This window comes from Streptomyces sp. NPDC056128, from assembly GCF_042263835.1.
Lineage (GTDB): Bacteria > Actinomycetota > Actinomycetes > Streptomycetales > Streptomycetaceae > Streptomyces.
Window position 1 is genome coordinate 262,242 of sequence record NZ_JBHJVQ010000003.1, and the last position, 13,012, is coordinate 275,253.

At 68.1% G+C, this 13,012-nt stretch carries 11 protein-coding genes and 1 tRNA gene; 10 read left to right on the top strand and 2 right to left on the bottom strand.

What is annotated here, in order from left to right; all coding sequences use genetic code 11:
- Positions 1-48: 48 nt before the first annotated feature.
- Together ACFC1X_RS09310 and ACFC1X_RS09315 are read right to left on the bottom strand one after the other, a co-directional pair.
- Entirely contained in the window at positions 49-1,083 is a 1,035-nt protein-coding gene (locus ACFC1X_RS09310) for an adenosine deaminase (protein WP_376350336.1), read from the bottom strand.
- Positions 1,084-1,208: 125 nt separating this feature from the next.
- Entirely contained in the window at positions 1,209-2,435 is a 1,227-nt protein-coding gene (locus tag ACFC1X_RS09315; RefSeq protein ID WP_234957957.1) for a pyridoxal phosphate-dependent aminotransferase, read from the bottom strand.
- Between the two features lie 271 nt (positions 2,436-2,706).
- Here ACFC1X_RS09315 and ACFC1X_RS09320 point away from each other — a divergent pair.
- The 10 genes from ACFC1X_RS09320 to rpoB all read left to right on the top strand — a co-directional run bounded on the left by ACFC1X_RS09320 (position 2,707) and on the right by rpoB (position 12,998).
- Positions 2,707-2,779, top strand: a tRNA-Trp gene (locus ACFC1X_RS09320).
- Between the two features lie 108 nt (positions 2,780-2,887).
- A complete protein-coding gene (gene secE / locus ACFC1X_RS09325; protein WP_376350339.1) occupies positions 2,888-3,169 on the top strand; it encodes a preprotein translocase subunit SecE in 282 nt (93 codons plus the stop codon).
- 80 nt (positions 3,170-3,249) lie between these two features.
- Positions 3,250-4,194, top strand: coding sequence for a transcription termination/antitermination protein NusG (gene nusG, locus ACFC1X_RS09330; RefSeq protein WP_376350342.1), 945 nt, complete (start codon positions 3,250-3,252; stop codon positions 4,192-4,194).
- 182 nt (positions 4,195-4,376) lie between these two features.
- Positions 4,377-4,811: a 50S ribosomal protein L11 gene (gene rplK / locus ACFC1X_RS09335; protein WP_003974315.1), complete on the top strand. Its 435-nt coding sequence runs from the start codon at positions 4,377-4,379 to the stop codon at positions 4,809-4,811.
- An 84-nt stretch (positions 4,812-4,895) separates the two neighbouring features.
- Positions 4,896-5,621, top strand: a complete 726-nt coding sequence (rplA, locus tag ACFC1X_RS09340) for a 50S ribosomal protein L1 (RefSeq protein WP_376350346.1) — start codon at positions 4,896-4,898, stop codon at positions 5,619-5,621.
- A 145-nt stretch (positions 5,622-5,766) separates the two neighbouring features.
- On the top strand, positions 5,767-6,603 hold the full coding sequence (locus ACFC1X_RS09345; protein WP_376350349.1) for a hypothetical protein: 837 nt from the start codon (positions 5,767-5,769) through the stop codon (positions 6,601-6,603).
- A 128-nt stretch (positions 6,604-6,731) separates the two neighbouring features.
- Entirely contained in the window at positions 6,732-7,577 is an 846-nt protein-coding gene (locus ACFC1X_RS09350; RefSeq protein ID WP_376350352.1) for a DUF1396 domain-containing protein, read from the top strand.
- Between the two features lie 309 nt (positions 7,578-7,886).
- The gene (gene rplJ / locus ACFC1X_RS09355; protein WP_064729329.1) at positions 7,887-8,417 is read left to right on the top strand and encodes a 50S ribosomal protein L10; all 531 of its coding nucleotides are present in this window, start codon (positions 7,887-7,889) and stop codon (positions 8,415-8,417) included.
- A 117-nt stretch (positions 8,418-8,534) separates the two neighbouring features.
- The gene (gene rplL / locus ACFC1X_RS09360) at positions 8,535-8,924 is read left to right on the top strand and encodes a 50S ribosomal protein L7/L12 (RefSeq protein ID WP_376350355.1); all 390 of its coding nucleotides are present in this window, start codon (positions 8,535-8,537) and stop codon (positions 8,922-8,924) included.
- Between the two features lie 588 nt (positions 8,925-9,512).
- Positions 9,513-12,998: a DNA-directed RNA polymerase subunit beta gene (rpoB, locus tag ACFC1X_RS09365; protein WP_234957952.1), complete on the top strand. Its 3,486-nt coding sequence runs from the start codon at positions 9,513-9,515 to the stop codon at positions 12,996-12,998.
- The last annotated feature ends 14 nt before the right edge of the window (positions 12,999-13,012 follow it).

Genomic DNA, 13,012 nt, shown 5'->3' on the forward strand with positions numbered 1-13,012 from the left:
GCGGGACTGCGGCCCACCACCGAACCGACCGCGCCACGCGCACCCCCACTACCCCGCCGCCAGCCACCCGTCCACCCCAGCCAGCAGCTTCTCCTTCACGTCCTCCGGCGCCGCCGACCCCCGTACCGACTGCCGTGCCAGTTCCGCCAGTTCCGGGTCCGTGAACCCGTGGTGCTCGCGGGCGAACTCGTACTGGGCCGCCAGCCGCGCCCCGAACAGCAGCGGGTCGTCCGCGCCCAGGGCCATCGGCACCCCCGCCTCGAACAGCCTCCGCAGCGGCACGTCCTCCGGCTTCTCGTACACGCCCAGGGCGACGTTCGACGCCGGACACACCTCGCACGTCACCTGCCGGTCGGCGAGCCGCTTCAGCAGCCGCGGGTCCTCCGCCGCCCGTACCCCGTGCCCGATCCGGTCCGCGTCCAGGTCGTCCAGGCAGTCCCGCACCGAAGCCGGCCCGGTCAGCTCACCGCCGTGCGGCGCCGACAGCAGCCCGCCTTCGCGCGCGATCGCGAACGCCCGGTCGAAGTCGCGGGCCATGCCCCGCCGTTCGTCGTTGGACAGGCCGAACCCGACCACGCCCTTGTCCGCGTACCGCACCGCCAGCCGGGCCAGCGTCCGCGCGTCCAGTGGGTGCTTCATCCGGTTCGCGGCCACCAGCACCCGCATCCCGATACCGGTGTCCCGCACGGTCGTCTCCACCGCGTCCAGGATGATCTCCAGCGCCGGGATCAGCCCGCCCAGCCGCGGCGCGTACGACGTCGGGTCCACCTGGATCTCCAGCCACCCCGACCCGTCCCGCACATCCTCCTCCGCGGCCTCCCGCACCAGCCGCTGGATGTCCTCCGGCTCCTGCAGACACGACCGCGCCGCGTCGTACAGCCGCTGGAAGCGGAACCAGCCCCGCTCGTCCGTCGCCCGCAGCTTGGGCGACTCACCGCGGCCCAGCGCCTCGGTCAGCGTCTCGGGCAGTCGTACACCGTGCTTGTCGGCCAGTTCCAGCAGGGTCGCGGGCCGCATCGACCCGGTGAAGTGCAGGTGGAGATGGGCCTTCGGCAGTTCAGAGACATCACGTACACGCTCCATTCCGCGATCCTGCCGCACGACACGCCCGGCCCGACAGCACTTTCCCCGTACGTGGTCTTGCTCGCACAAACAAACAGAGCACCCCGGAACGTTCCGGAGTGCTCTGTCGCGGCAGCGGGTCGGGGTCAGTCCCGGGCCTCCGCCAGCAGCTTCTGGATCCGGCTCACGCCCTCGACGAGGTCCTCGTCGCCGAGCGCGTACGACAGCCGCAGGTACCCGGGCGTACCGAACGCCTCACCCGGCACCACCGCGACCTCGGCCTCCTCCAGGATCAGCGCGGCCAGCTCGACCGTGTCCTGCGGACGCTTGCCGCGGATCTCCTTGCCGACCAGGGCCTTCACCGACGGGTAGGCGTAGAACGCGCCCTTGGGCTCCGGGCACACCACGCCGTCGATGTCGTTGAGCATCCGCACGATGGTCTGGCGGCGCCGGTCGAAGGCCTCCCGCATCTTCGCCACGGCGTCCAGGTCGCCGGAGACCGCGGCGATCGCGGCCGCCTGGGCCACGTTGGACACGTTGGACGTGGCGTGCGACTGGAGGTTGGTCGCGGCCTTGACGACGTCCTTCGGGCCGATGACCCACCCGACCCGCCAGCCGGTCATCGCGTACGTCTTCGCGACACCGTTGACCACGATGCACTTGTCGCGCAGCTCGGGCAGCAGCGCCGGCAGGGACACGGAGAAGGCGTCGCCGTAGACGAGGTGCTCGTAGATCTCGTCGGTCAGCACCCACAGGCCGTGCTCGACGGCCCACTGGCCGATCGCCTCGGTCTCGGCCTCGCTGTACACGGCCCCCGTCGGGTTCGACGGCGAGACGAAGAGGACGACCTTGGTCTTGTCCGTGCGCGCGGCCTCCAGCTGCTCCACGCTCACCCGGTAGCCGGTCGTCTCGTCGGCGACGACCTCGACGGGCACGCCCCCGGCCAGCCGGATCGACTCCGGGTACGTCGTCCAGTACGGCGCCGGGACGATGACCTCGTCGCCCGGGTCGAGGATCGCGGCGAACGCCTCGTAGATGGCCTGCTTGCCGCCGTTGGTGACGAGGATCTGAGACGGGTCGACCTCGTAGCCGGAGTCGCGCAGCGTCTTCGCGGCGATGGCGGCCTTCAGCTCGGGCAGCCCGCCGGCCGGCGTGTAGCGGTGGTACTTCGGGTTCTTGCACGCCTCGACGGCGGCCTCGACGATGTAGTCCGGCGTCGGGAAGTCGGGCTCACCGGCGCCGAAGCCGATCACCGGACGCCCGGCGGCCTTCAGGGCCTTGGCCTTGGCGTCCACGGCGAGGGTCGCGGACTCGGAGATCGCGCCGACTCGGGCGGAGACCCGGCGCTCGGTGGGAGGGGTTGCAGCGCTCATGACCCCATCGTTCCAGACCGGAAACCGCACCGGCACACGGGTTTCACGGACTGAACAGGACGGGGCACGGTCCAGAACATCAGTCCGGAACCCCGCGCCCGCCTGGGCGATCTTCGGCCAAGGCCCCCTGGCGGGGCGCCTCGCCGCCCCATTCTGTTCGACGCCCGGCCCGTGAGCACGTACACTCTCACCTCGTTGGCCTTCAGCAGCCCGCGATCATTCGGTGCACACCAAGCATCCGAGTGGATGCGGTACGTTGGGGGGCACACAAAGGGTCGTAGCTCAATTGGTAGAGCACTGGTCTCCAAAACCAGCGGTTGGGGGTTCAAGTCCCTCCGGCCCTGCTACACACACCATCGCCAGGATGTGTGCGCATGTACGTACAGCAATGCACCGCCGTGCGGCTCCAACCGGGCGCGGCACGGCCACGACCCGGAATCAGGTGAGGACGAGTGACGGACGCCGTGGGCTCCATCGACATGCCTGATGCCCAGGACGAGGCGCCGGACAAGAAGTCCCGCAAGGGCGGCAAGCGCGGCAAGAAGGGCCCCCTCAAGCGGCTCGCCCTCTTCTACCGCCAGATCGTCGCGGAACTGCGCAAGGTCGTCTGGCCGACCCGGAATCAGCTGACGACGTACACCACCGTGGTGATCATCTTTGTGGTCATCATGATCGGCCTGGTGACTCTGATTGACTATGGCTTCTCTCACGCCGCCAAGTACATCTTCGGCTGAGTCGAGAGCGAAGGGCGCCGAGGTACCCGGCGCCCCTTTCGCGTGTTCCACCCCTATGTATCCAGGAAGAAGCAGCCACCGTGTCTGACCCGAACGTGAACGACGCCTTCGAGCCGGTCGAGTCCGTCGAGGACGAGCCCGGCACCGTCGAGGGCGCCGGCAACGAGGACACCCAGGCCTCCGCCGAGGCCGAGGCTGCCGACGACGCCGTCGTCGACGCGGACGAGACCGCAGAGGCCGAGGACGAGACCGCGGAGGCCGCGGGCGACGAAACCGCGGAGGCCGAGGCCGACGACACCGCCGAGCAGGCGGACGAGGCCGTGGAGGCCGCGGGCGACGAAACCGCGGAGGCCGAGGCCGACGACACCGCCGAGCAGGCGGACGAGGCCGTGGAGGCCGAGCCCGAGCTCGACCCGATCGAGGCGCTCCGCCGTGAACTGCGCGTCCTCCCCGGCGAGTGGTACGTGATCCACACCTACGCCGGTTACGAGAACCGCGTGAAGACCAACCTCGAACAGCGCGCCGTCTCGCTGAACGTCGAGGACTACATCTTCCAGGCCGAGGTGCCGCAGGAAGAGGTCGTCCAGATCAAGAACGGCGACCGCAAGACGATCCGCCAGAACAAGCTGCCGGGTTACGTCCTGGTCCGCATGGATCTGACCAACGAGTCCTGGGGTGTCGTCCGCAACACCCCCGGCGTCACCGGCTTCGTGGGCAACGCCTACGACCCGTACCCGCTGACGCTGGACGAGATCGTCAAGATGCTCGCCCCGGAGGCCGAGGAGAAGGCCGCCCGCGAGGCCGCCGAGGCCGAGGGCAAGCCGGCGCCGCAGCGCAAGGTCGAGGTCCAGGTCCTGGACTTCGAGGTCGGCGACTCGGTCACCGTCACCGACGGCCCCTTCGCCACGCTCCAGGCCACGATCAACGAGATCAACCCCGACTCGAAGAAGGTCAAGGGCCTCGTCGAGATCTTCGGCCGCGAGACCCCGGTCGAGCTGAGCTTCGACCAGATCCAGAAGAACTAGTACCTCTCACCGGTACTTCTCTGGACGTAACGCTTCCGAACAGGTCGGACGGGCGCAGGCTGCTCGTCTGACCTGCTCGGTTTTTGGCCGCGCATCCATACCCGTTATCGTTGTGCGGTATGCCTGTGTCCGGGTAGCTCCCGAACGCGGGCAGGACCCGAATCGAAAGGACCCGGAGAGCTATGCCTCCCAAGAAGAAGAAGGTCACGGGGCTCATCAAGCTCCAGATCCAGGCCGGTGCCGCGAACCCGGCTCCGCCGGTCGGCCCCGCGCTGGGTCAGCACGGCGTGAACATCATGGAGTTCTGCAAGGCCTACAACGCCGCGACCGAGTCGCAGCGTGGCTGGGTCATCCCGGTGGAGATCACGGTCTACGAGGACCGATCCTTCACCTTCATCACCAAGACCCCGCCGGCCGCGAAGATGATCCTCAAGGCCGCGGGTGTGGAGAAGGGCTCCGGCGAGCCGCACAAGACCAAGGTCGCGAAGATCACGCGTGACCAGGTCCGTGAGATCGCCACCACCAAGATGCCCGACCTCAACGCCAACGACCTGGACCAGGCGGAGAAGATCATCGCCGGTACCGCTCGTTCCATGGGCGTCACGGTCGAGGGCTGACCTCCACCCCCGTAAGCAAGCAGCAGTAGTGGCAGGGCCGGCTCGGCCCGCACCACGACTCCTCAGAAGCCAACAGGAGCAGTAGTGAGCAAGCGCAGCAAGTCTCTCCGCGCTGCGGACGCCAAGATCGACCGGGACAAGCTCTACGCCCCGCTCGAGGCCGTCCGTCTCGCCAAGGAGACCTCCACGAGCAAGTTCGACGGCACCGTCGAGGTCGCCTTCCGCCTGGGTGTCGACCCGCGCAAGGCCGACCAGATGGTCCGTGGCACCGTGAACCTCCCGCACGGCACCGGCAAGACCGCCCGGGTCCTGGTCTTCGCGACCGGCGACCGTGCCGAGGCCGCGCGTGCCGCGGGCGCCGACATCGTCGGCGCCGACGAACTGATCGACGAGGTGTCGAAGGGCCGTCTGGACTTCGACGCCGTCGTCGCCACCCCGGACCTCATGGGCAAGGTCGGCCGCCTCGGCCGCGTGCTCGGTCCCCGTGGTCTCATGCCGAACCCCAAGACCGGCACCGTGACCCCGGACGTCGCCAAGGCTGTCAACGACATCAAGGGCGGCAAGATCGAGTTCCGCGTCGACAAGCACTCGAACCTGCACTTCATCATCGGCAAGACGTCGTTCGACGACACCAAGCTGGTGGAGAACTACGGCGCGGCGCTGGAGGAGATCCTCCGTCTCAAGCCGTCCGCCGCGAAGGGCCGGTACATCAGGAAGGCCGCGATCAGCACCACGATCGGCCCCGGCATCCCGGTCGACTCCAACCGCACCCGCAACCTCCTCACCGAGGAGGACCCGGCGGCGGTCTGAGCCAACGGCTCGCCCAACCGGTTCACGGGCCCCGCACCTTCCGAGGTGCGGGGCCCGTCCCTTTTCCCGCGACCCTGGGCTAGCGTGCGGGCAGGGGACCCCCGCACGAGGCGCAGGGGGCGCACGGGGCACAGGGGGTGGGCGGATGAGGGGTTCGACGGTACGCCGTACGGTCGTCTCGGTCGCGGTGTCGGTCATGCTGGCGGGCGTCACCGCCTGCACGTCCTCCGGCGACCCCGCCGCCCCGCCCTCCTCCGCTCCGCGGTCCTCCGCATCGGCGTCCGCCAACCCCCCGGCCCTCACCGGCCCTTCGGCCGACGCCCTGCGCGCCGTCGAGCGGGCGACCGGACGGGCGGGTTCGGCGCGGGTGGAGTCCACGACCGTGATGGGCAGCGAGCTGTCCCTGGAGGCCACCGGCGCCCTCGGCTGGCACGACGGCCTCACCGGCACCCTCATGATCACGTACACCGGCGGCACCACCGCCGAGACGATGCGCCGGCTGGGCACCACCGCGATGGAGGCCCGGTACCTGGCCGACGCCTACTACGCCCGCATGGGCGACGAGTTCGCCGCCCGGGTCGGCGGCCGGCACTGGATCAAGTACGTCTACGCCGACCTGGAGGACCTCGGCGGCGGCGCGGGCGCCGGGTTCGCGGACCAGATGCGCAACACCACGCCCCACCAGGCGGTGAAGCTGCTGCTGACCGCCAAGGACGTACGCAGGGTGGGCGAGGAGAAGACGCGCGGCCGACGCGCCACCCACTGGTCCGGCACGGTCGGCGGGCCCACCGCCCAGACCGTCGACATCTGGGTCGACGACCGGAACCTGCTGGTCAAGAAGGTCGAGCGGGGGCGGACGAAGACCGGGGAGCTGACCCAGACCGCGTACTACAGCGACTACGGCGTCGAGGTCTCCGCCGAGCGCCCCCCGGCCGCGGACACGGCCGACTTCAAGGAACTGCTGGCGGCGCAGGACCGCTAGCGGGAAATCACAAGATCGTTCGAACCATCTCGGATACGCTCGCGTCCTTGATGTGGAGATCTGATGTGCATCGGCTGTGCGTCCGCTGCGCGTCACCTGTGCTCCTTGAATCCCGTGGGGGGATACCGATGAAGACTTCCGTACGTGTGCCCGTGGGCGCCTCCGTGGCCGCGCTGCTCCTCGCCGCCGGAGCCGTGGGCTGTTCCGGCGGGACCGAGGAGTCCCCGGAGATGACGCCCGCGGCGGCCGTCGCCAAGGCGGCGAAGAACACCGAGGACATCGACTCCATCCGCTACCGGATGACCGGCCGGGCGCCCGAGGAGGGCCGGGTCAAGGCCGAGGCGCAGATGCAGCTCAAGCCCGAGCTGGCGATGAGCATGAAGATGACGGCGCTGGACCAGGGCGCCGGCGCGAGCGCGGAGATCCGGCTCGTCGACAAGGCGATGTACATCGGCGGCGGCGCCGAGGCCGCCAAGGAGATGGACGGCAAGAGCTGGATGAAGTTCGACCTGTCCGCGCTGGGCGCCGAAGGCGAGGAGCTGGACCAGCTGGGCAGCGCCTCCCAGGCGGACAAGAACCCGGCGGCCGAGTCCACCTTCCTCACCGGAGCCGAGGACGTCGAGAAGGTCGGCACCGAGACCGTCGACGGCGTCAAGACCACCCACTACAAGGGCACGGTCACTGTCGCCGACCTGGAGAAGTCCCTCGCCGACGAGGACAAGGCCACTCGGGAGAAGCGACAGAAGAGCCTCGAGCAGTACGAGAAGATGGGCGTCGACAAGCTCACGATGGACCTGTGGATCGACGGCGACGACCACACCAAGCAGTTCCGCATGCGCGGTGAGGCCGACAAGGGCCCGCTGGACATGACCTTCACCTTCCTCGGGTTCAACGAACCGGTGAAGGTCTCCGCCCCGCCGGCCAAGGACACCATGGACCTGGCCGAGATGATGAAGGAGTCCCAGCAGGGCTGAGCCGCCCCTCGTCAGGGGTGGCGGCAGGGGCGGATTTGCTTGACACTGCCCCGGTCCCGTACGCTTCCACAGAAGCCAAAGACCGCTGGTCGTTGCCGTGTGCTCGTTGGAGGACACGGTGGCCGAAGGATCCGCTGAACTGCGGACGACCCGCGCAGGTGACTGTGGATGAGCTCCCGGAGTCCGCGCCTCGTGCGCGTCAGCGACGGTCGAGCCACGCCCCGTGCGCCTGCGCCGGGGCGTTTCGTTTTCCCCAGTCCTCCTTCGGGTCCGCGCGGTCCGAATCACCCGGAAGGAGGCCGAGGCTCTATGGCGACGCCCGACAAGGCTGCCGCGGTTGCCGAGCTGACGGACAAGTTCCGCAGCTCCAACGCCGCCGTGCTGACCGAGTACCGCGGTCTCACCGTGGCGCAGCTCAAGACGCTGCGCCGGTCGCTCGGTGAGAACGCCCAGTACGCCGTGGTGAAGAACACGCTGACCAAGATTGCGGCCAACGAGGCCGGGATCTCGACGCTGGACGACCACTTCAATGGTCCGACGGCTGTCGCCTTCATCACCGGTGACCCGGTGGAGTCGGCGAAGGGTCTGCGCGACTTCGCCAAGGACAACCCCAACCTCGTCATCAAGGGCGGTGTCCTTGACGGCAAGGCGCTGTCCGCCGACGAGATCAAGAAGCTTGCGGACCTCGAGTCCCGCGAGGTTCTGCTCTCCAAGCTGGCCGGTGCCTTCAAGGCGAAGCAGTCCCAGGCTGCCTCCGTCTTCCAGGCGCTGCCCTCGAAGCTCGTCCGCACCGTGGACGCGCTCCGTGCCAAGCAGGACGAGCAGGGCGGTGCCGAGTAATTCGGCTCGCTTTCTGATCCGGGCCGCCTGAGCGCGGCACGGATCGCAGCGGGCCGACGTACGCCCGCCTCACCCCGTACATCCGGCACCTGCCGAATTAGTGGAAGGACCGCCATCATGGCGAAGCTCAGCCAGGACGACCTGCTCGCCCAGTTCGAGGAGATGACCCTCATCGAGCTCTCCGAGTTCGTGAAGGCCTTCGAGGACAAGTTCGACGTCACCGCCGCCGCTGCCGCGCCGGTCGTCGTCGCCGGTGGTGCCGCTGGTGGCGCCGCTGCCGAGGCCGAGGCCGAGCAGGACGAGTTCGACGTCATCCTGACGGGTGCCGGCGACAAGAAGATCCAGGTCATCAAGGTCGTGCGCGAGCTGACCTCCCTGGGTCTGAAGGAGGCCAAGGACCTCGTGGACGGCGCCCCGAAGCCCGTCCTCGAGAAGGTCGCCAAGGACGCCGCCGAGAAGGCCGCCGAGTCCCTCAAGGGCGCCGGCGCCTCCGTCGAGGTCAAGTAAGACCACGAAGGCACCACGGATCCGTCAGGATCTGTAACGCCGTAGCACCGAAGAGCGATCATCCATCCGGGTGGTCGCTCTTCGGCGTACCGGGGGTCCGGCGGCGGCTGCCTTGCACGCGTGACGGCGGAGAGTATGGTGATCTTCGTTGTGCCGTCGCCGGGGCCCTGAGAGCCCCTGGCGGCAACCGGTTTGGGCAAGGGGGGCCTTGACGAACCGCACGCAGCGCGCAATTCTCAGGGCGTCGTCACAAGGATCCGAATCCGAGGCATGGATCGACGGCGAAGAGGGCAGTATCTGGGTGCGTTGAGGGCGAGGCCTTGCCGCACAGGTGGTGAGAACAACGAGGAGCGAACACGGTCCCCGAGAACCGCACTGGACATCAGTGTGCCAAGTGGCTACACTGACCCTTTGCGCTGCCTGTTAGCTGCCCCCTGCCCGTCACCAGGGGTCTGCCCTCGCCCGAGCACTGACGACCAGAGCATGTCTGACCTGGCTCTTTAGCCACATCAGGCACCCCCTGTCTTAGTGCACGGAAGAGGGACCGGTACGCGCGTAGTGAGTCCGAGCCCTCGGAAGGACCCCCTCTTGGCCGCCTCGCGCAATGCCTCGACCGCGAATACGAACAACGCTGCCAGCACCGCCCCGCTGCGCATCTCCTTTGCAAAGATCAAGGAGCCCCTCGAGGTTCCGAACCTTCTCGCGCTGCAAACCGAGAGCTTCGACTGGCTGCTCGGCAACGACGCGTGGAAGGCTCGCGTCGAGTCGGCTCTGGAGTCCGGTCAGGACGTCCCCACCAAGTCCGGTCTGGAAGAGATCTTCGAGGAGATCTCGCCGATCGAGGACTTCTCCGGGTCGATGTCGCTGACGTTCCGCGACCACCGTTTCGAGCCTCCGAAGAACAGCATCGACGAGTGCAAGGACCGCGACTTCACGTACGCGGCCCCGCTCTTCGTCACCGCCGAGTTCACCAACAACGAGACCGGCGAGATCAAGTCCCAGACGGTCTTCATGGGCGACTTCCCGCTCATGACCAACAAGGGCACCTTCGTCATCAACGGCACCGAGCGTGTCGTGGTCTCGCAGCTGGTCCGTTCGCCCGGCGTCTACTTCGACTCCTCCATCGACAAGACGTCCGACAAGGACATCTTCTCCGCCAAGATCATCCCGTCCCGGGGTGCCTGGCTGGAGATGGAGATCGACAAGCGCGACATGGTCGGTGTGCGCATCGACCGCAAGCGCAAGCAGTCCGTCACCGTCCTGCTCAAGGCGCTCGGTTGGACCACCGAGCAGATCCTCGAGGAGTTCGGCGAGTACGAGTCCATGCGCGCCACCCTGGAGAAGGACCACACCCAGGGCCAGGACGACGCGCTGCTCGACATCTACCGCAAGCTGCGTCCGGGCGAGCCCCCCACCCGTGAGGCCGCGCAGACGCTTCTGGAGAACCTGTACTTCAACCCGAAGCGCTACGACCTCGCCAAGGTCGGCCGCTACAAGGTCAACAAGAAGCTCGGCGCGGACGAGCCGCTGGACGCCGGCGTGCTCACCACCGACGACGTCATCGCCACCATTAAGTACCTGGTGAAGCTGCACGCCGGTGAGACCGAGACGACCGGCGAGTCGGGCCGGGAGATCGTCGTCGAGACCGACGACATCGACCACTTCGGCAACCGCCGCATCCGCAACGTCGGCGAGCTGATCCAGAACCAGGTCCGTACGGGTCTCGCCCGTATGGAGCGCGTCGTGCGCGAGCGCATGACCACCCAGGACGTCGAGGCGATCACGCCGCAGACCCTGATCAACATCCGGCCGGTCGTCGCCTCCATCAAGGAGTTCTTCGGCACCAGCCAGCTGTCCCAGTTCATGGACCAGAACAACCCGCTGTCGGGGCTGACGCACAAGCGTCGTCTGAACGCCCTCGGCCCGGGTGGTCTCTCCCGTGAGCGGGCCGGCTTCGAGGTCCGTGACGTTCACCCGTCGCACTACGGCCGCATGTGCCCGATCGAGACGCCCGAAGGCCCGAACATCGGTCTGATCGGCTCGCTCGCCTCGTACGGCCGGATCAACCCGTTCGGCTTCATCGAGACGCCTTACCGCAAGGTCGTCGACGGCCAGGTCACCGACGAGGTGGACTACCTGACCGCCGACGAGGAGGACCGCTTCGTCATCGCGCAGGCCAACGCCACGCTCAACGACGACATGCGCTTCTCCGAGGCCCGCGTCCTGGTCCGCCGTCGTGGCGGCGAGGTCGACTACGTCCCCGGTGACGACGTCGACTACATGGACGTCTCGCCGCGCCAGATGGTGTCGGTCGCGACCGCGATGATCCCGTTCCTGGAGCACGACGACGCCAACCGTGCCCTCATGGGCGCGAACATGATGCGCCAGGCCGTGCCGCTCATCAAGAGCGAGTCCCCGCTCGTCGGCACCGGCATGGAGTACCGCTCCGCCGCCGACGCCGGTGACGTGGTCAAGGCCGAGAAGGCGGGTGTGGTCCAGGAGGTCTCCGCCGACTACATCACCACCACCAACGACGACGGCACGTACATCACGTACCGCCTGGCCAAGTTCTCCCGGTCCAACCAGGGCACCTCGGTCAACCAGAAGGTCATCGTCGCCGAGGGCGACCGGATCATCGAGGGCCAGGTCCTGGCCGACGGTCCGGCCACCGAGAACGGCGAGATGGCGCTCGGCAAGAACCTGCTGGTCGCGTTCATGCCGTGGGAGGGTCACAACTACGAGGACGCGATCATCCTGTCGCAGCGCCTCGTGCAGGACGACGTCCTCTCCTCGATCCACATCGAGGAGCACGAGGTCGACGCCCGTGACACCAAGCTCGGCCCCGAGGAGATCACCCGGGACATCCCGAACGTCTCCGAGGAGGTCCTCGCCGACCTCGACGAGCGCGGCATCATCCGCATCGGTGCCGAGGTCGTCGCCGGCGACATCCTCGTCGGCAAGGTCACGCCCAAGGGTGAGACCGAGCTGACCCCGGAGGAGCGCCTGCTCCGCGCGATCTTCGGTGAGAAGGCGCGCGAGGTGCGCGACACCTCCCTGAAGGTGCCGCACGGCGAGATCGGCAAGGTCATCGGCGTCCGCGTCTTCGACCGCGAGGAGGGCGACGAGCTTCCCCCCGGTGTGAACCAGCTGGTGCGCGTGTACGTGGCGCAGAAGCGCAAGATCACCGACGGTGACAAGCTCGCCGGCCGGCACGGCAACAAGGGCGTCATCTCCAAGATCAACCCGATCGAGGACATGCCGTTCCTGGAGGACGGCACGCCCGTCGACATCATCCTCAACCCGCTGGGTGTCCCGTCCCGAATGAACCCGGGACAGGTCCTGGAGATCCACCTCGGCTGGCTCGCCAGCCGCGGCTGGGACGTCTCCGGCCTCGCGGAGGAGTGGGCGCAGCGCCTCCAGGCCATCGGCGCCGACAAGGTCGAGCCCGGCACCAACGTCGCCACCCCGGTCTTCGACGGTGCGCGCGAGGACGAGCTGGCCGGCCTGCTCCAGCACACCATCCCGAACCGCGACGGCGAGCGCATGGTGCTCCCGACCGGCAAGGCGCGGCTGTTCGACGGCCGCAGCGGTGAGCCGTTCCCGGACCCGATCTCGGTCGGGTACATGTACATCCTCAAGCTGCACCACCTGGTCGACGACAAGCTGCACGCCCGGTCGACCGGCCCGTACTCGATGATCACCCAGCAGCCGCTGGGTGGTAAGGCCCAGTTCGGTGGCCAGCGCTTCGGTGAGATGGAGGTGTGGGCGCTGGAGGCTTACGGCGCCGCGTACGCCCTCCAGGAGCTGCTGACGATCAAGTCCGACGACGTCACCGGCCGCGTGAAGGTCTACGAGGCCATCGTCAAGGGCGAGAACATCCCTGAGCCCGGCATCCCCGAGTCCTTCAAGGTGCTCATCAAGGAGATGCAGTCCCTGTGCCTCAACGTGGAGGTGCTGTCCTCGGACGGCATGTCCATCGAGATGCGTGACACCGACGAGGACGTCTTCCGCGCCGCGGAGGAGCTTGGCATCGACCTGTCCCGGCGCGAGCCGAGCAGCGTCGAAGAGGTCTGACGGGAGTCAGGCGG